Genomic DNA, 18,766 nt, shown 5'->3' with positions numbered 1-18,766 from the left:
AAAAAGGAGGCGCTTGCTACAAGTTGCCTCCTTTTTTGTTAAATGGTTGTTTTAAATTAGCAGAATGATTGCTACTACTAATAATAAGGGTGTCGTCAAATCACGTTATAGAGAGCACGGCTTGTGCGATTCCTTCCCTTGGGAAGGGGAGGAAGGGGTTTAATGAACATGATGTATATCGGCGAAACCCCTCCCTGCCACTACACAACCAACAGCACCCCTCCCGTTGGGAGGGAATTGCGCTAAAGATTATTTTTATGCGGAATATTTTATTCGTCATTTTATTAGCTATAGCTATAAAAACCAGCGCTCAATCCGGCGTAGGCACCCCATCCCGCAATGACCATATTTTTCCATCATCACCCAAAGCCAAACCTTATATTGATTATGATGCCCGGGGATTTTTAATCAACGGCAAACGAACATTTATAACATCAGCCGGAATGGAATACGCCCGTGTGCCACGCGCGCTTTGGCATGACCGCTTATTGCGCTTAAAGCGTGCCGGGTTTAACGCGATAGAAATGTATACTTTCTGGAATTTTCACGAGCCAAAAGAGGGTCAATTCAATTTCACCGGCGATCATGACCTTAACGCATTTTTAAAAATGATAAAGGATATGGACATGTATGCCATTGTTCGCATTGGCCCCTATTATTGTGGCGAATGGAACATGGGCGGTTTCCCCATCTGGTTAAAATTTAAACCCGGTTTGCGGGTACGCGAAGATAATCTGAAGTTTTTATCAGCAGTTGACAAGTTTTTTGACAAGTTAATGCCCATAGTAACCCATAACCAGATTAACCATGGTGGCTCTGTTATTATGGTACAGTTAGAAAATGAGCACCGCGCGGCATGGGGTACGGTTACCCCTAACAATTATTTTAGACACCTGATAAATAAAACAATTTCCTTAGGATTAGAAGTGCCGTATTTTTTTAGCGGACTGCATTCGGGCAATGACCCTGCCGGGGATGTAAGTAATTTGGATGATCCCAAACGCCCCAATCCCTGGTTCTCTACCGAGTACTGGGGCGTTTGGTATTTAAATTATGGTCCGCAGGAGCAGGACTCGACCCTGTACGATCGCCGCACCTGGAAAATAATAGCCCATGGCGGCAATGGCTACAATGTATATATGGCGCATGGCGGCACAAACTTTGATTATAATAACGATAGGGATAACGCCGCATCCTATGATTATGGCGCATCCGTTGGTCAGGCAGGCGATCTGCGCCCGTTGTATTATAGTTTTAAGCGCGCCAATTGGTTTGCGCGGAGCTTCCAAAGTATATTGGCAAATAGCATCAATGCGGATGATGGCAAACCAACCGTATCAGACACCGCTATAAAAATTACCGCTCGCAAAAGCCCGGCGGGGACAATAGCTTTTTTGGATAATGCTGATTCTGTTGCCCATCAATTTAAATTGCACCCGCCCACAAATGGTACCGTTAAAACATCCGCAGAAATTAAACTGGCACCCGGCGAAATTATGCCGGTTGTGCATGATTATCAATTAACACCACAAGTTAAACTGGCGTGGGCACCAACAAGAATTTATGGCATTATTTCGCAAGAAAATACAACTACAATATTGCTTTACGGTGATGCCGGATCGTCGGCCCAATTATATTTTAATATGCCAAAAGATGCTAAGATCATTAAAGGCGCTTCCAATTTTAAAATGGTTGATGATATAATGAGCTTTAATGCTAAAATAGGTTCATCACCTTTAGCATATAACTTTGAAGCAGGCGGTCAACGTATCAGGATAATAACAGTTAACAATGTACTTGCCTCTCATAGCTGGTTTGCAGAAACAGGCGGACAAACACATATCGTTATCGGCCCGGATTATGCTGCTGATCTGATTGGCAAAAACAACAAATTGAGTTTGCTCATTGAGCACCCGTGGGCAGATAAAAGTACTTCCCCAACATGGATATTTAAACCAACAGGGGCAGTTATTAAAATAAATCAAAAACCACAAACTGCTCAACATATAGTCAAACTAAAGTTAGGTGTATGGCAGGTTAAAGACGCTTCGTCAGCAGCGCTCCCCGGCTACGATGATAGCGGTTGGAAACAAAGTGATAACCCGCTGCAAATGGGAGCCGACGGCGATATAACAGCCAATGCCTGGTATCGCAAAAAAATAAAAGTAGCCGAAACGGGCAATTATATATTGAAATTTAAAAATGTTCGCGATAGAGCCGAATTATTTTTAGATGGCAAACGAATAGATACGGGGACGGTATTTAATAAAACCCCTACCTTAAATTTGACGGCAGGCGTGGATCATACCATTGCGGTATTTGCAGCACATGACGGGCGGAATAAATTGATATTCCGTGTAGGCGAAATAGACACCATTGATGCCAAAGGGCTTTCTGGCCCGGTAACCTTGCAAAAGGCAGATGGATCAGGGCCGCTTATTGCAGTAAACAAATGGCGCATGAAAGGCGGACCGGCCCCGTGCGATTCCCCTCTTGAGAGGGGTGGAGGGGTGTGTCCTTTACGCACGAATAATACACCCCTGCAATCGCGCCGCCGGCCGCACCCCCTCTCAAGAGGAGAAGTTCAAAAGAGCGCTGTCATTGGCAGCCCTGGGGAAGGATATGCGGGGAAGGCCATTACGCACACCCTTTTACAGGCTCAGAATAACACCCATGTTTTTTCAAATGTGCCGCACTATTATCGCACCACATTAAACCTTCCGGTTTTAAAAGGCTCTCACCCTATATGGCGGGTTAATACTACCCGTTTAAGTTACGGCTCTGCTTGGGTTAACGGGCATAATTTGGGGCGATATCCCGAAAAGATAAAAATAAACGGATTGTATATCCCCGGGTGCTGGTTAAAACCCGGAGTTAATAAACTGGTTATATATGATGAAAATGGTGTGTTGCCAAACAAGGTTTCTGTTGAAGCAGAGGTAGCGGCCAGCCGTAATGTGCAAACGTTACACTTTTAAAACGAAACTGTTACAAGAGAATCTCAGGGAAATTTGATAATTTTGTGATCGAACGAATAAGTAAATACAAACCAATTTTAAAATAATGAAAAAAATATTGTTATCAGTCGTTTTATTGCTTACCGTAGTTACGGTATGTTTAGCAGCAAGTGTAGACGGTGTTTGGAAGGGACTTGTTGAAGGACAGTATAATTTAACGTTGACGCTAAAAGTTGACGGTGATAAATTAACCGGTGTTTTTGCGTTAGTTGATAATAACCCAAAATCTGAAAACCCTGATGATGCAGGCTATACCCCTTTTGTGGCAGCACAAATGGGTAAAAATACTATTACAGATGGTAAAATTAGTGGAAATGATATTTCATTCACCACCAATTTTAACGGCAAACCTGTTATGTACAAAGGCACAATTACTGATGATAAATTAGTGCTGACCACTACTTTTGGTACCCAAACTATTAAAGCGACACTTAGGCAAGCTAAATAAGAAATTAAACATCGCAAATTTTGATAGCCTCTTTTAAAGAGGCTATTTTTTTGTTCGGATTTTTTGGCAGGTACTCCTGGGCAACATAGCCTTTAAAGCCCGTGGCTAATATGGCTTTCATAATGGCGGGGTAATACAGTTCCTGTGTTTCGTCGGGCTCATGCCTGCCGGGTACACCGGCCACATGGTAATGAGCTATATGTTGATGATTGGCCTGTATGGTGCCTATTACATCCCCCTCATCCATCTGCATGTGAAAGATATCATATAATAACCTAAAATTTTCTGATCCCAGGCGTTTCACCAGCTCTATACCCCACGAGGTATGGTCGCATTGATAATCCTTATGGGTGAGCTTGCTGTTAAGCAGTTCCATACAGATTACTACGCCATGTTTTTCGGCAAGTGGCAGTATGTTTTTTAGGCCTTCAACGCAATTGGCCCAACCGGTTTCATCATCCTTTCCATCTCGGTTGCCGCTAAAGCATATCAGGTTTTTGTACCCTGCTGCAGCCACTTTGGGTATCATAGCGGTATACTTTTCTATTAGCAGTTCGTGATATTGTTTATCGTTCCACCCGCGCGGGATGCTGATCTCGGCACCATTGCACATGGACGAATAGAGCCCGTGCTTTTTTAAAGTCGGCCAGTCTTCCGGGCCAACCAGGTCAATGCCTTTAAGTCCCATTGCTTTGGCTTCAGCGCAGAACTGTTCTAACGGAATATCCCTGAAACACCATCTGCAAGCCGAATGATTAATGTTGCCTTTTAGTGTGTAAGGCTTTTCGTCCGCAGATTGAAAAGCAGATAGTGTACCAGCAGCAGCCAATGCCCCGGTGCCTGCCAATATATTCTTTATTGCCGATCTGCGACCTGACGAAGATTTCATATGCTAAAATTACCCTATTTTCATATATACTGTATAATTTTTTGAGTGCATTAAACGTCAATAGTTTATTTTTGTCTGAAATAGAAATGGGTATGAAGAAGAAGTGTGTATTGCTGTTGTTTAGTGTTGTACTGATCGCTACCGTATGTTACGCTAATAGCGTTAGCGGCAGGTGGGCAGGTACCATCGCCCTGTTGTATGATGTTACCGTAAACATGAAGGAAGACAACGGCAAAGTTAGCGGAACAGTAACCACCGAAATAGGCGATATCCCCCTAAATAACGGCGTTATAACCGGCAATGATATTGTATTTAAACCATTTACCTATAACGGCCTCGCTGTATCGTCTGTAAAAGGGAAAATAGACGGGGATAAAATGAATGTTACCGTAGTTTTTCAGGGCATGAATTTTAGTGGGATTTTGAATAGGGTTAAGTAATAATAATATAACCTGTCATCGAACGTAGTGAGAAATCTATACACGCGCAAATAGTAATTGTATAGATTTTTTCGCTATCGCTCAAGAGATAGTTCTCCTCGTACCTCGTCGAAATGACAGGTTATATTATTATTTCTTCTCATCCTCAAACCTTATCGCGCTAAATAACAGCAACGCGTCAATAGCTTTGGCCTTATCATTCTTAAACACAAAGTACACATCGTGCATGCCGGCGCTTTCTTTAATATCGGTTTTTATCCAATTTAAGCTTTTAGGTTTTTGGTCCAGTTGCTCAAATTGGGTTTGGCCCAACAGGATTCCGGTTGGCGAATCTAATCTGACTTCTATCGTTCCACCCGGATTGTTTTCTAACGCGGTTGCGGTGGCTGCCAGCTCCAGTTGTTTAATACCGGTCATATCCAATTTTTTAAAGGCGATGTAGCCATCCTTGCGAGCAACAACATTTGTGGTGCCATCTAAGCCATTAACTTTGGTAGCGGCATTCTTCATGATAGGCGCGGTGGCCGCCCATACCTGCGGGTTATGTAAAACAATAGTTGATACCGTAGTTTGTTTTGGGATGTTTTTATTGCCCCTATCCGTATATGCCGCGCGGATGATGTAAGAGCCGTTACCATTATCTTCGGCAGCTACTTTAGGCGTATAAGTGCCTTTTACCGGCATGGTATTAATGTTGTTATTAGTAACGTTAATGATGTAATTCACAATGGTACGCGCGTCATTTAACGTAATGCCGGGATGGGCAGGCATAGCAATCGGCCTGTTCCAATGGCCGCTGCCACCGTTGCGGATGGTATGTGCCAAACGCTCAATCTCGGCAGGGCTATCTTTGTATTTGGCAGATATATCAGTAAAGCTTGGCGCTACATTTACGGCATTAACGCTATGGCAATTTTTACAATCGGCATGGCTCATCAAGGCAATAGCCACCGCAAACTGTGTGGAAGCATCAACGCTGCTTTGCTCCTGCGCTACCTGCACATAATCAAAGCCTTCGGATGTATAATTAATGCTCATAGAAACCTGCGCCGGACTAATAGTGCCTGCAACTAAGCTGCCATCTTCTTTATCATTTACATTTACGGTATAATTTATCGGCTTGTTATTAAAGTAGAAGGAAGTGTTATTATCCAGGTCGACTTTTACTACAGGCGCCTCATTGCCCGCAATTATTTTTACAGATTTACTGTTGCTTGCGCCCTTCGCATCAGTTACAGTTAGGGTAGCCATATAAACGCCGGGCTTGGTTAATGTTATAGCCGGGTTTGCAGTTGGATATATTTTAGGCTGCGCGCCTGCGGTTGTTACCTTCCAGCTATATTTTAAGGCATCGCCGTCTGCATCGTAGGTTCCGGCAGATGACAGTGTAATATTTAACGGAACCGTACCACCCTGTTTATTAGTAGATGCCATTACGGTTGGTTTACGGTTGCCCGCGTTATATTCAATCCGCACTAATTTGGCATTATCGCTTTTGCCGAACCAAACACTGCCATATTCTAATACATACAGGTCGCCATCCGGGCCAAATTTCATATCTATGGGCTCAATAGGGTGATAGCCTGGCAAGAACTGCTCCATGCCCTTATAATCGCCATTAGCTTTCATAGAGATCGACATGATCCAGCCGCGCGCCAGGTCGGTTGCCAGCCATTTGCCTTCATAATAAGCCGGCCACGGACGTTTGGCAAGCGGACGATCAGAACGGTGATATATGGGCCCCCCAACCGAACTGCGGCTGCCGGTACCCACCAACGGAAACTCCGGCGAAGCTGAATAAGGATAATAAATAAATGGCGGCGCTACTGCAGGCAGTTCTTTTAAACCGGTATTGTTAACCGAATTATTAATGGGTTTATTGGGATCTTTTTTAGGTCCCGCCTCGCCGTTTACATAATCAAAAATAGGGAAGGCCGCGTTAGGGCCAACAAAATATGGCCAGCCAAAAAATCCCGGTTTGCGGGCCTGGTTCAGCTCGTCATAGCCTTTGGGGCCCAGGTCGCTGTCCTCGGTTGCATCCGGACCAATATCGCCCCAATATAACCAACCGGTTTTACTGTCAATAGATGGTCGCCACGGGTTACGGTGACCCATTGTATAAATCTCAGGGCGTGTTTTATCCATTCCTTTCGGGAACAGGTTGCCCGCCGGGATGGTGTAGGTGCCATTCGCTTCGGGATGTATCTTTAATATTTTACCTAACAGGCTATTGGTATTCGCGGTGCCACGCTGATCGTCCCAGTGCAGTTTATCAGGGCGCTCATCTGTTGATGAAGACAGCAACGCGCCTGTGTTATTACCAATGGTAAGATATAGGTCATGTTTGGCATCCCAGGTCATGCCGCCGCCGGTATGGCAGCAAACTTCGCGCTGGCTCTCAAACTGCAGTAATACTTTTTCTGAACCTGCCACTAAAGCATCATTCTCAAATTTCCAGCGGGTAAGCATCCATTTTTTTTCTGTCGGATGCGAGTAAAAGGTATATATCCAATGGTTCTTATTAAAATCAGGGTCAACAGTAAGTCCCATTAAGCCTTCTTCGGCTTCGGTAACCTTACCCCTTGCGCTGGTATATTTGGTATTAACCGGCAGGGTGGCAACCACTTTCACCATTTTGGTAATGGGGTCGAATAATTTGATGGCACCTTTGCGTTCACTTATCAAAACACGGCCATCGCTTAACACCTCGAAGGTATTAGGTTCATCCAGTTCGCCGGGTTGGGTAAGGGTTACCGGGGTAAAGCGGCTCTCGTCGGGTTTTTTAGGTTCATCGCCGGTAAACGCGAACAATAACGCGGCGGCTAAAAACAATACTATGGCAGATATTTTGATAACAGGTTTGTTGCTAAACATAATGGTTAATTGGTTATTACGGGCTGTAAATATAATAAATGCGCACCAACACTTAAACGCTGATGTATAACAGTTATTAACTAATGGTGTTTTGTAAGGAAAATGTTATGGAGGAACACCTATATGTCATTGTCATCCGGCGGCAACTCACCCTGTCTCGCTATGCTCGACATCCCTCTCTTAAGAAGAGAGGGAGGGATAATTCTTTATGTATTGAGCTATCTCGTCCAAAACCTTTTGCGTTTGATTTATAATATCGTCATTGCTGAATCTGAGAATACTTAGTCCCAATGAGACCATTACCTCGTCCCGGTTTTTATCATATTCCTTTTTAAAATCATGTATAGGTCCGTCCGCCTCAATCACCAATTTCGCTTCGTGACAATAAAAGTCAGGTATATAATATGCTCTTCGTCCAAGTGCATACAGAACACATAGCGGGTATTGTCGTTGAAATTTTTTACCAGTTAAATTTCTGTTTCGCAAATGGTACCATAAAATTTCTTCAGCGGGGGTTTGCCTTTGTCTGAGTTCGCGGCATAGTTCCTTAATTGATAACATGATTGAAGATAAAAATTTACTTTTATAAATCATGCTTCCCCCTCTCTTCTTAAGAGAGGGGGCCAGGGGGTGAGTTGAGTACAGGCCCCGGAAAACATTGTTTCATTGTATATTTTCTCAATAAACTATTATCTTCAACTAAATTTTAAGCCTAACTAAATTGAAAATTTACAACACTAAAAAAGGCATCATCATTAATCATAATGAACAGTTTTTTCTATCAAAAGAAACCAATTGGGACGCGTTTGTTAACCGTGAGCAACTTTTTAAAAAAGTAAGCGGGGAGCTGTCTGATTTAAAGCATGATAATACTTTGGCTGAGGCTATTGAAAGCGACACACTCGCGCCTATTTTCGGCCAGGAGGTTTGGGCATCGGGTGTTACGTATTTTCGCAGTCGTACTGCCCGCATAGAGGAATCAAAAGATGCATGCCGCAGGCTTTATTGCCCGATGAATTGAAGAATGATAATCCGTTAGGGATATGGCGGTTGGTTAATGGGGGGATGAGTAAAGGATATGAATAGCTGAATTGAGACCTGCGAATTTCAAAAACCTCGTAGGTCTTTACACTGTCGAAATCAACAATCACAATTATGAAATATAAGCTACTTATCCTGCTGCTGTTTATCGCTTCGGCAGGTTTTGCGCAAACAGATGCCAAACTTACTGCCAAATTGCAGGATCTTTTAAAAGGGTTTAACGGGCAAGCGGGCGTATATGTGCAAAACCTGAAGACGGGCAAAACGGCAGCTATTGACGCGGATACGCTGTTCCCCACTGCCAGTATGATAAAAGTGAGCATTCAATGCGGGGTGATGGATAAAATTGAAAAGGGCCAGCTGCAATACAACCAAAAACTGGTATACCGCGACTCGCTGCTATATGCCGGCAATGATATTTTGGGGTCGTTTAAAGATAAGGATACTATTGCCCTAAGCAAAGTAGCCATGCTGATGATAACCATGAGCGATAATACGGCCAGCCTGTGGCTGCAAAAGCTTGTTGGCGGCGAGTACATTAATAATTGGCTAAGCCAAAATGGCTTTACGGCCACCCGTGTAAACAGCCGCACCGCCGGCAGGCAAGCCATGCAAAAGCTATATGGCTGGGGTATGACATCGCCTTACGAAATGTGCCGGTTGTTCACCATGATACGCCAGGGCAAGGCTGTTAGCGCCGCAGCCAGCGAACGGATGTACCGCAACATGGGCCGTATTTATTGGGACGAACGCGCACTGTCGCAAATACCGCCTTATGTGCATGCTATAAGTAAACAGGGGATGGTGAACGCGTCGCGGTCTGAAACTGTGCTGGTAAACGCCCCGCATGGCGACTACGTTTTTTGCATCACCACAAAAAACAATAAGGACCAAAGCTGGACCCCCACTAACGAAGCGGACCAGCTGATACGCAAGGTATCTGCCCTGTTATATCATTATTATGAGCCCAAAGATAAATGGGTACCTGTAGAGGGGATTGGGAGGTATATGCTGAATGAGTAAGAGTGAGGGTGGGTGTGCCTTGCTGTTCGGAGACTTCGAACAGCGAGGGTATAAACTACAAAATTAAGTGTAAATTTAATGATTATTCAGACTATGTACATTTCTATTATTAGCTCTAATTATTGTACAGCGACGTACTTCTATTAACATATAAAATATGGCATCGACTACAAATGCAAAAAAAGAAGTTATTGATTTCTTATGGGAATGGGCAGAAATTAATGGGGAATGGGCAAAGTTATTATTGGATAATATTTTAACATCTTCTTCGTGTTTAACGCAACAAGAACGAATAACTATTTTTCAGTATTTCTTACAATCACTTAAATTACATAGTGGATTACCTTCTATAAATATAGTAAAGCCCATATATACAAATTCTAATAAATCAATAAAAATATCAACATTGTCTGAAGTAACGGGAGTAAATAGATTAGCTAAAAATCAAACAATAAATTTTTCTGAAAATGTTACCGTGGTTTATGGTGAAAATGGCACTGGAAAAACAGGGTATAGTAGAATTTTAAAAGCGTTAGGATTTAGCTATGAAACAAGCGGAACAATACACCCAAACGTCTATAATCCTTCGGTTGAATTAAAATCAGCTAAAATCGATTTTGAAGCGAATGGCATTAAAAAAAGTTTTTTATGGACCGGTGCCAACAGGTCAATAGATCTTGATAGTATTTCAGTATTTAATAATCACTGTGTTGCTATTTCATTATCCGATCGTCAACTTGTAGTTACTCCGATTGGTTTTGAGTTATTTAATTTAGTAACAGATGAATTAAATGCGCTTACGCTATTATTAACTTCTGAAAAGCAAAAATACAAAACAACGATAGACTGGATATCAATATTAACTCCTAATACCCCTCAATATACATATATATCAAAACTATCTAAAAGCTCATTAATCACCGATCTAAAAACGATTTCCAATTTTGATGAGGAGTGTAAAAACCGCCTTGCTGCTAAAGTAACTGAATTGAATGCTTTGAATAAGGCTCTTATTGAAGCAACCTTGAGAGAATTAAGGCTAAAAGCAGCGGAAATTAATAACGTTCTGAGTAAAATTAAAAAAACTGAATCCGTAATAAATCATAGCTCATGGGAAAATTTGCATACTTGGAAAGAGGACATTAAACAGCTTGAAAATCAATCACAAAAGGGATTAAAAGAAATAGTCGAATCTTATAATATTGAATTTTATACAAGTACAGAATTCCTATCGTTTATAACTTCAGCTGAAAATTATATTAAAATTCTTTCAAAGGTAGATTATCCACAAGAAGAAGATACGTGTATATTTTGCAAACAAACACTTGATAATGAGAGCAAGAATTTGATAGCGAATTATAGAACACTTTTAAATGATACAGCACAAGCAAAACTTAACGAATTAAAGGGGAAAATAAATCATTTCAAAGCTGAAGTTATATATCTTGATGCCAACATAAAATTATCACAGGCTATTTGGGGATATGATGCTGAAGGAAATATATTGCAAACCGTCGAATTACAGAATTACAATATAGAATTAAATAAGTTAAAAGATTTAATTGTAACGGATAAAACACAAGTGCCAGACTTTATTATTGATTATGTGCACTATATTCAATTACTTGATGATAAAAAGTTGGACATTACAGAGCTTATTACTAAGCATCATAATGATTTAAATGATATTGCTGCTAAAGAAGCCGAATTAATTGCTGAAATAAATGAATTGAAAGATAGGAAAACACTATTTAGTAAATATTCAGAAATAATACAAACTATAGAAAATCATAAAATATCTTCTACTCTTAATAATTCAAGCAGCTTTAATACTCGTTCAATTAGTTTAAAAACAACAGAGGCACGTGAAGAGCTTATCCGTCAAAATTTTAACTCTATTTTCAAGACGGAATTAGCCGCTTTTAGAAAGTCTCACCTTAATATTGACTTAAATTTCGCAACAGATCGAGGTAACTCAAAAGTTCAGCAAAGGGTTAAATCGCACATATTAACTGAAATTTTGAGCGAAGGGGAACAAAAAGCAATTGCTTTATCAGAGTTTTTAACCGAATTGCAACTTGATAATGTTAGTTCGACAGTAATTTTTGATGATCCTGTGAATAGTTTAGATCACCATTTAATTGATGATTTTTCAAGACGCATTATTACGCTTTCTAAATCTCGGCAAGTAATTATTTTTACTCATAGTATTTTACTTTTTAACAGTTTATTATATTTTAAATCTCTGCCTGTACATAAAGAGCTGTTTTTTGTTTTTTATAATTCTAAAAATGAGCATGAGACAACTGGCGTAATCGATAGTGCAGATGAAATAAATACTGTAAAAACATACATCGGCAAAATTAATGTTTTAATAAACGGCCCAAAAAATAGACCTGAAGTAGAAATGGCTGAAGACGGATATGGCTATCTTAGGTCTGCAATTGAATTGTGCGTTGAACATGAAATATTTAACGGTACAGTAAAACGATATCAAAAAAACGTTGCTCTAACTCAGTTTATCAAAGTTGATGGACAATTGCTTGATGCCAATAAAGAAAAACTTAATGAAATATTTGAACGATGCTGTGGTTATATTAAAGGCCATAGCAATCCCATGGAAATACACAATGATCCATCTTTAACAGATTTAAATAGAGATTTTACAGAATTTAAAACAATTAGAAGCTTATTTAGCCCCTAAATAACAGAGAATTCCCTTGCTGTCCGAAGTTTGTAACTTCGGACTACTAATGCCAGTAGTCTGCGACTACATTACGCAATGATCTTTTTAACAATAGTCTAAAGACTATTTACAAAATCGTCCGAAGGCGGAAATCGAACAGCGGCAGATGAAACAGTGCGACTGTCTCATCTGCCATTTTTTTTGTTTCACTGGTCAAAAATCACCCATTTTATAATGATTTGATTTACAATGAATTAATCAATAATTAAGCATAAAAATCCTGACGTAAAAGTTGTTACATTTTGTTACATCACTTTTTAGTAAATAGCTTATTTACAGGTATTTAAGTCAAAATCTTGTTACACCTGTTACATTTTGTTACACATTTGCGTGTAACAAAACAATGCCGCGTAGGGTAACTGTATTGTTCGCTCCGTGCCATCTACCAGTTACTTTTCCCTTGAAGCCAAAAGTAATAGCCCCCGCGGCAATTGAGCGGGCGGATGCTCAACTTGTGTACCAAAGGAAGTTAGCACCCAAACACATTAATAATATTATTTAATCTTTTGGTGTCATTGCTTTGCCAGTGTATATGGGTGTATACACTTACACTTTTATTGATGCGTCGCCGCCATATAGAATGTTATCTCGCCGCCATTAATAATATCAGCATGTTTTAAGAACAAGGTATTTAGTGGTTTGCCGTTTAGCACTATCTTTTGCACGTACACATTCCTGGCGCTTTGGTTATTTACATGAATAGTAAATGTTTTACCGCCGGCCAATTGTATAACCGCCCCATCAACCGCCGGACTGCCAATAGCATATTGGTCTGATCCCGGCGCAACAGGGTAAAACCCTAACGAGCTGAAGATATACCAGGCGCTCATCTGGCCGGTATCGTCATTGCCACCCAGCCCATCCGGGGTGGGTTTGTACATCTTTGGCAGTATCATGCGTACGCGTTCCTGTGTTTTCCAGGGCTTATCGGTCCAGTTATATAAATAAGCTACGTGGTGTGATGGCTCGTTGCCATGCACATAATTGCCGATTATACCGTCGCGGGTAATGTCTTCAGTTTCGGCAAAGTATTTATCCGGCAGGTTAAAGCTGAACAGGCTATCTACATAAGTTACAAAGCGCTTATTGCCGCCCATTAATTTAATCAGCCCCACAGGGTCATGCGGTACATATAAGGTATAGTTCCACGCATTACCCTCAATAAATCCCTGGCCAATAGTAGTAAGCGGATCAAACTTTTTACGGAAAGTACCATCTGCTAATTTAGGGTGCATAAAACCTGTTGCAGGGTCGTACACATTTTTGTAATTCTCTGCCCGTTTGCTAAACTCGTTATAAATAGCCTTGTTGCCCAGTTTCTTAGCCATTTGCGCAATGCACCAATCGTCATAAGCATACTCCAAAGTTGATGATACCGCGTTGCCATCCTTTTCGTCGGGGATATATCCCATGTCCATATAGTAACCTATTCCCTGGTAATCGCGATGGCGGGCCGTGTTTACACAAGCTTCTAACGCATGACGGACGTTAAACGGCGCATTACCTTTTATCATCGCGTCAGCAATTACAGAAACACTGTGGTAACCACTCATGCACCAGTTCTCATTAGCCGAGTTGCTCCATACCGGCAGCATGTTTTCCGGGCTTTGATCGTAATGCGCCAGCATGGATTTAACCATGTCGGCATTGCGCTGTGGCTCAATAATATTAAACAAGGGGTGCAGCGCGCGGTGGGTATCCCATAAGCTAAAAGTGGTGTAATTGGTAAAACCGTTTGCTTTATGAATGTTCTGATCCAAGCCTTTATACCGGCCATCTACATCCATATAAACCGTCGGGTTTATCATGGTATGGTACATGGAGGTATAAAAATTTTCTTTTGTTTCCTTGTCGCCTGCTATTACAATTTTATGCAGCTCTTTTTCCCATTGCTGCTGGCCTGTATTTTTAACTTTATTGAAATCCCAGGTTCTGGCTTCGGCTTTCATATTGGCTAAAGCTCCCTCCATGCTAACCGGCGATAACGCGAATTTGATCTTTATCTTTTCGCCTTCATTTGTTTTAAAATCAAAGTAGGCTCTTATTTGCTTACCGGCTATTTCAGGAAAGTTTTTGGTTTGATTGAATTTCCCCCAGAAACCGCCATACACCTCGCGTTTAGAATAATTTTTGTAGCCGTGGGCAATGAATGGTTTAGAGAACGTCATAGCGAAATACTGCGTGCGGGTGCGTGCCCAGCCATTAGTTTGGCGGAAACCCATTACCAAAGTATCATTAACCACCCGCAAATAGGTCCACACGTTTTTATCAGGATAATTGTATATGCCCGCCATCAGGTCCAAAATAATATGCGCGTTATCAGATTTTGGGAAAGTGTATTGATGAAAGCCAACACGTGTTGTAGTGGTCATTTCGGCAATAATGTTGTGCTCGTCCAATTTTACTTTGTAGTAATTAGCCTCACTTACTTCATTCTGATGCGAGTATGGTGAGCGGTAGCCGCTATGCGGTTTATCTGCTGTACCGGGATTTAGCTTTAGCGTACCAATCGTAGGCATAATTAAAAAATCGCCCAGATCTGAATGACCCGTACCGCTAAAATGGGTATGGCTAAAACCTACTATAGTTTTATCTTCATATTGATAACCCGCGCAATATTTATAAACATCAGGGTTATATTTACCGTCCATTTCATAGCCTATGGTATCCGTCTCGGGGCTTAGCTGCACCATCCCAAAGGGCACAGTGGCGCCAGGGAAGGTATGGCCCATGCGCTGGGTACCTACAATGGGTTTAACATATTGTATTAAATTTTCGGTTGATTTTTGCGCGTTGGCTATAAAGCCTGTGCAAATAAGCAAGACAGTAAGTATATTCTTCATGAAGAGATGGACCAGTTAATCAAAGCCAAATATAAGCAAAGCTTACTTATACTTTCTAACCCGCTTTTCGTCACTTAAAACAGGGCAGACGCATTAAAAAATATTTACCATCCCAACCCTCTTTCCGCGAAGCGAAGAGAGGGTGATCGAGCGGCTTAGCGATGATCGGGTGAGTATTAATAAGGCGACATTACCGCCAATGCACGGTGGCGATTACTCACCCCGACTACGCTACGCTGGTCGGCCCTCTCTTCGCTTCGCGGAAAGAGGGCAAAGAAATTTTAATGCGTCTGCCTTCGTCACTTACCGTAAAGAAGGTTAGTGATCCCGATCTTTTAATTATATTTACAAACATCTTTGCCAATATGGCATACAAAATATAAATTGTAACAACGGTATACGTTTTGTGCTCTAATTACAAAAAAAAACAAAAACTAAAAAAATGAAAAAGCTATTCTCGGCAATATTGGTTATCGTGGCAGCAATGTCATTAAGCTCATGCAGTTATAACAGCATGGTACAAATGGATGAAAACGTTAAGGCCAAATGGGGTGTGGTACAAGCACAGTACCAACGCCGGTCTGATCTGATACCTAACCTGGTTGCAGCTGTAAAAGGTGCCGCTAATTTTGAAAAGAGCACTTTAACAGATGTTATTAATGCCCGTGCAAAAGCAACATCTGTACAGGTTGACCCATCTAAATTAACACCTGAGTCTATTAAGGCCTTCCAGGCTGCACAAGGGCAATTAAGCTCTGCTTTGGGCAGACTGATGGTGGTTACCGAAAATTATCCGCAGTTAAAAACCAACGAAAACTTTTTGGGGCTGCAAGCACAAATAGAAGGTACAGAGAACCGTATTACTGTTGCACGTAACGATTTTAACAGCGCCGTGCAGGATTATAACACCAAGATCCGTTCATTCCCGGCAAACATTACCGCTAAGATGTTCAGCTTTAACCAGAAAGGATACTTTGAGGCTGAAGCAAGTGCAGATAAAGCGCCGAAAGTTCAATTCTAATTTTTAGATTACACCGATTAATTTTGATTTCACCGATTGATGTGATCAAAATTAATCGGTGAAATCTTATTAAAAATCAGTGTAATCTCTAACCCCATGGCAGTATTTAACGACGAGGAGCAACAGCGCATACGCGAGGCGATAGCTGATGCCGAAAAATGTACTTCGGGCGAGTTGCGGGTTTGTATTGAAAAAACCTGTAGTGAAGATGTGCTTGACCGCTCGGCTAAATATTTTTACCAATTGGATATGCATAAAACCAAACTGCGTAATGGCGTATTAATATACGTTGCCGTTGTAGACCGCAAGTTTGCCATTATTGGCGATGCAGGGATAAACCAGGTAGTGAGCGAAAACTTTTGGGACAGCACCAAGGAAGATATGCTGCAACATTTTAAAAATGGCAACATAGTTGAAGGCATTGTTACCGGGATTAAAATTGCCGGCGGGCAACTGGGAAAATACTTTCCGTATGACCGGGATAAAAACGAATTATCAGACGATGTTGCCTTTATGGATGGCGATTAAATTTAGACCCATGTTCAAAAAAATTATATTATTTGTTGGCTTATTACTTTGTGCCCGAAGTGTTTTTGCGCAGGATTTTCCACCCAAATCAAACACCATAGTTACAGATTATACCAATACTTTATCAGCAGAGGAAAAACAGCGGCTTGAAAATAAATTAGTTGCTTTTAATGATTCATCCTCCACCCAAATTGCGGTTGTGATCATGAAATCTATTGGCGACTATGATGTTAACGAGTACGCCCAAAAACTTGGCCGCGCATGGGGTGTAGGGCAAAAAGGCAAAAACAATGGTATCATGGTGTTGGTTGCGTTGGATAACCGCAAGTTGTCTATCCAAACCGGCTATGGTGTTGAGGGTGCATTACCTGATATTATTACTCAGCAAATACGTGTTAATGATATGAACCCGCGCTTTAAGCAGGGTGATTATTATGGCGGCTTAGACGCTGGTACTGATGATATTATTAAATATACAAAAGGCGAATACAAGGCCGAGAAGAAAGCCCGTCAAAGCAAAGGTAATGGCGGAAGCCCGATTGGTTTTATAGTTATTATAATTGTAGTTATACTGATAGCTGTATTTCGTAACCGTGGCGGCGGCGACGGCCAGGTTATTGGCAGCCGTGGGGGCGCCAGTCCGTTCTGGTGGTTTCTTGCCGGCTCAATGCTGGGTGGCGGTAATCGTGGCGGTGGTGGCGGTTGGGGAGGTTTCTCTGGCGGCAGCGGTGGTGACAGTGGCGGAGGTGGCTTTGGCGGTTTTGGCGGCGGCGATTTTGGCGGCGGCGGATCTGGCGGAAGTTGGTAGAGGTAAGATTGCACTGATTATTAAAGGTGATTACATCGATTAAATCTACCCGAAAATCGGTGCAATCTATTATTAAATCAGCGTAATCATTATAAAAGATGAGTGAACTTAAATGGAAAATTTGCCATTCAGAATATATACATAAGGGCCCATGGGCAACATTGCGCACCGATAAATGCGAAATGCCCGATGGCCGCGTTGTTGATGAATATTTTGTTTTAGAATACCCTAACTGGGTAAATGGAGTAGCTTTAACTGCTGATAATAAAGTTATAATGGTTCGCCAATATCGCCATGCGGCAAATATTGTTTCCTTAGAAATTCCGGGTGGTGTTATTGATGGCGACGAAGAACCGGCTGCAGCTATGCGCCGGGAGTTGCTGGAAGAAACCGGCTACCAGTTTGATGAAATAGAGCTGCTATGTACAGTTTATGCTAATCCATCAACCTCAAACAATCATACCTATTGCTATTTAGCTAAAGGCGGCATTAAAGTGCAGGAGCAAACTTTAGACGATCACGAAGAATTAATAGTTGAAGAATATTCCATAGATGAAGTAAAGCAACTTTTAGCCGATAATAAAATTGCCCAGTCCCTGCATTGTACCGGGTTGTTTTATGCTTTTATGAAGTTGGGAGAATTGTAATACTTTAAGGTGAATACGCTTTATTATAGGCTTAGAGCTGTTTATCTGATAAGTAAACCCATTGCTTAATATTTTTACCCGACTTCCTCAATAGTGTCTGTGTTTGTTAAGTCTTTTTCCATTTCGTCTTTTTATTCCAGAAATAGATATTTGAATTATCAAAAATAAACCCTACCTTTGCGCCCGATTTGGCGATGAAGCCAGATACGTTATTTTTAATCATGAACCCATTTATTGAACTGGGAATCCGTCATGATATTGTTAATGCCATCTCTGAGTTAGGATTTGAAAATCCTACACCAATCCAGGAACAATCAATCCCGGTATTGTTAACAGGCAGCAACGATTTTGTCGGATTAGCCCAAACCGGGACCGGTAAGACTGCTGCCTTTGGCCTACCACTGTTGGAATTGTTGGATTTTGAAGAAAACCATCCGCAGG

Annotated in this window: 15 protein-coding genes; 11 read left to right on the top strand and 4 right to left on the bottom strand. The window is 41.4% G+C overall.

Annotated features, from left to right (window positions below; all coding sequences use genetic code 11):
- Positions 1 to 257: 257 nt before the first annotated feature.
- Together JWR23_RS09435 and JWR23_RS09430 are read left to right on the top strand one after the other, a co-directional pair.
- On the top strand, positions 258 to 2,978 hold the full coding sequence (locus JWR23_RS09435) for a beta-galactosidase (RefSeq protein ID WP_299515585.1): 2,721 nt from the start codon (positions 258 to 260) through the stop codon (positions 2,976 to 2,978).
- A gap of 85 nt (positions 2,979 to 3,063) precedes the next feature.
- Positions 3,064 to 3,465: a hypothetical protein gene (locus tag JWR23_RS09430; RefSeq protein ID WP_299515584.1), complete on the top strand. Its 402-nt coding sequence runs from the start codon at positions 3,064 to 3,066 to the stop codon at positions 3,463 to 3,465.
- 4 nt (positions 3,466 to 3,469) lie between these two features.
- Here JWR23_RS09430 and JWR23_RS09425 read toward each other — a convergent pair whose 3' ends face one another.
- Positions 3,470 to 4,354 (bottom strand): TIM barrel protein, encoded by an 885-nt coding sequence (locus tag JWR23_RS09425; protein ID WP_299515582.1) that lies wholly within the window; start codon positions 4,352 to 4,354, stop codon positions 3,470 to 3,472.
- Positions 4,355 to 4,446: 92 nt separating this feature from the next.
- Between JWR23_RS09425 and JWR23_RS09420 the strand changes: the two genes are divergently transcribed.
- Complete coding sequence (locus JWR23_RS09420) at positions 4,447 to 4,794, top strand: hypothetical protein (RefSeq protein WP_299515580.1); 348 nt, start codon at positions 4,447 to 4,449, stop codon at positions 4,792 to 4,794.
- 129 nt (positions 4,795 to 4,923) lie between these two features.
- Here the strand turns inward: JWR23_RS09420 and JWR23_RS09415 are convergent, their stop codons facing one another.
- Together JWR23_RS09415 and JWR23_RS09410 are read right to left on the bottom strand one after the other, a co-directional pair.
- Complete coding sequence (locus tag JWR23_RS09415; protein ID WP_299515578.1) at positions 4,924 to 7,668, bottom strand: PQQ-dependent sugar dehydrogenase; 2,745 nt, start codon at positions 7,666 to 7,668, stop codon at positions 4,924 to 4,926.
- 180 nt (positions 7,669 to 7,848) lie between these two features.
- Positions 7,849 to 8,229, bottom strand: coding sequence for an endonuclease domain-containing protein (locus JWR23_RS09410; protein WP_299515577.1), 381 nt, complete (start codon positions 8,227 to 8,229; stop codon positions 7,849 to 7,851).
- A gap of 160 nt (positions 8,230 to 8,389) precedes the next feature.
- On the opposite strand from JWR23_RS09410, the gene JWR23_RS09405 reads away from it, so the two are divergent.
- The 3 genes from JWR23_RS09405 to JWR23_RS09395 all read left to right on the top strand — a co-directional run bounded on the left by JWR23_RS09405 (position 8,390) and on the right by JWR23_RS09395 (position 12,436).
- Entirely contained in the window at positions 8,390 to 8,689 is a 300-nt protein-coding gene (locus tag JWR23_RS09405; RefSeq protein WP_299515576.1) for a hypothetical protein, read from the top strand.
- A gap of 134 nt (positions 8,690 to 8,823) precedes the next feature.
- Positions 8,824 to 9,732 carry a serine hydrolase gene (locus tag JWR23_RS09400; RefSeq protein ID WP_299515575.1) on the top strand — a complete coding sequence of 303 codons (909 nt, stop codon included), beginning with the start codon at positions 8,824 to 8,826 and terminating at the stop codon, positions 9,730 to 9,732.
- Between the two features lie 157 nt (positions 9,733 to 9,889).
- The gene (locus JWR23_RS09395) at positions 9,890 to 12,436 is read left to right on the top strand and encodes an AAA family ATPase (protein ID WP_299515574.1); all 2,547 of its coding nucleotides are present in this window, start codon (positions 9,890 to 9,892) and stop codon (positions 12,434 to 12,436) included.
- Between the two features lie 596 nt (positions 12,437 to 13,032).
- On the opposite strand, the gene JWR23_RS09390 is transcribed toward JWR23_RS09395, so the two are convergent.
- A complete protein-coding gene (locus tag JWR23_RS09390) occupies positions 13,033 to 15,321 on the bottom strand; it encodes a GH92 family glycosyl hydrolase (protein ID WP_299515573.1) in 2,289 nt (762 codons plus the stop codon).
- A 442-nt stretch (positions 15,322 to 15,763) separates the two neighbouring features.
- On the opposite strand from JWR23_RS09390, the gene JWR23_RS09385 reads away from it, so the two are divergent.
- The 5 genes from JWR23_RS09385 to JWR23_RS09365 form a co-directional block, all read left to right on the top strand.
- Positions 15,764 to 16,342, top strand: a complete 579-nt coding sequence (locus JWR23_RS09385) for a LemA family protein (protein WP_299515571.1) — start codon at positions 15,764 to 15,766, stop codon at positions 16,340 to 16,342.
- Between the two features lie 96 nt (positions 16,343 to 16,438).
- Positions 16,439 to 16,870 carry a TPM domain-containing protein gene (locus tag JWR23_RS09380; RefSeq protein ID WP_299515569.1) on the top strand — a complete coding sequence of 144 codons (432 nt, stop codon included), beginning with the start codon at positions 16,439 to 16,441 and terminating at the stop codon, positions 16,868 to 16,870.
- 10 nt (positions 16,871 to 16,880) lie between these two features.
- A complete protein-coding gene (locus JWR23_RS09375; RefSeq protein ID WP_299515568.1) occupies positions 16,881 to 17,678 on the top strand; it encodes a YgcG family protein in 798 nt (265 codons plus the stop codon).
- Between the two features lie 98 nt (positions 17,679 to 17,776).
- Positions 17,777 to 18,325, top strand: a complete 549-nt coding sequence (locus JWR23_RS09370) for an NUDIX hydrolase (protein WP_299515567.1) — start codon at positions 17,777 to 17,779, stop codon at positions 18,323 to 18,325.
- A gap of 221 nt (positions 18,326 to 18,546) precedes the next feature.
- Positions 18,547 to 18,766, top strand: a 220-nt coding sequence (locus tag JWR23_RS09365; RefSeq protein WP_299515565.1) for a DEAD/DEAH box helicase, incomplete at its 3' end; no start/stop codon positions are given.

Origin of the sequence: Mucilaginibacter sp. (assembly GCF_028288205.1) — a bacterium.
Taxonomy (GTDB): Bacteria; Bacteroidota; Bacteroidia; order Sphingobacteriales; family Sphingobacteriaceae; genus Mucilaginibacter.
This window is presented reverse-complemented; position numbering and strand designations above follow the sequence as displayed.

Excerpts from the sequence above, each read along its gene's own strand:
- JWR23_RS09420 (WP_299515580.1), top strand. The coding sequence starts at position 4,447 with ATGAAGAAGAAGTGTGTATTGCTGTTGTTTAGTGTTGTACTGATCGCT.
- JWR23_RS09400 (WP_299515575.1), top strand. The coding sequence starts at position 8,824 with ATGAAATATAAGCTACTTATCCTGCTGCTGTTTATCGCTTCGGCAGGT.
- JWR23_RS09395 (WP_299515574.1), top strand. The coding sequence starts at position 9,890 with ATGGCATCGACTACAAATGCAAAAAAAGAAGTTATTGATTTCTTATGG.
- JWR23_RS09425 (WP_299515582.1), bottom strand. The coding sequence starts at position 4,354 with ATGAAATCTTCGTCAGGTCGCAGATCGGCAATAAAGAATATATTGGCA.
- JWR23_RS09415 (WP_299515578.1), bottom strand. The coding sequence starts at position 7,668 with ATGTTTAGCAACAAACCTGTTATCAAAATATCTGCCATAGTATTGTTT.
- JWR23_RS09375 (WP_299515568.1), top strand. The coding sequence starts at position 16,881 with ATGTTCAAAAAAATTATATTATTTGTTGGCTTATTACTTTGTGCCCGA.
- JWR23_RS09390 (WP_299515573.1), bottom strand. The coding sequence starts at position 15,321 with ATGAAGAATATACTTACTGTCTTGCTTATTTGCACAGGCTTTATAGCC.
- JWR23_RS09385 (WP_299515571.1), top strand. The coding sequence starts at position 15,764 with ATGAAAAAGCTATTCTCGGCAATATTGGTTATCGTGGCAGCAATGTCA.
- JWR23_RS09370 (WP_299515567.1), top strand. The coding sequence starts at position 17,777 with ATGAGTGAACTTAAATGGAAAATTTGCCATTCAGAATATATACATAAG.
- JWR23_RS09435 (WP_299515585.1), top strand. The coding sequence starts at position 258 with ATGCGGAATATTTTATTCGTCATTTTATTAGCTATAGCTATAAAAACC.
- JWR23_RS09410 (WP_299515577.1), bottom strand. The coding sequence starts at position 8,229 with ATGTTATCAATTAAGGAACTATGCCGCGAACTCAGACAAAGGCAAACC.
- JWR23_RS09380 (WP_299515569.1), top strand. The coding sequence starts at position 16,439 with ATGGCAGTATTTAACGACGAGGAGCAACAGCGCATACGCGAGGCGATA.
- JWR23_RS09430 (WP_299515584.1), top strand. The coding sequence starts at position 3,064 with ATGAAAAAAATATTGTTATCAGTCGTTTTATTGCTTACCGTAGTTACG.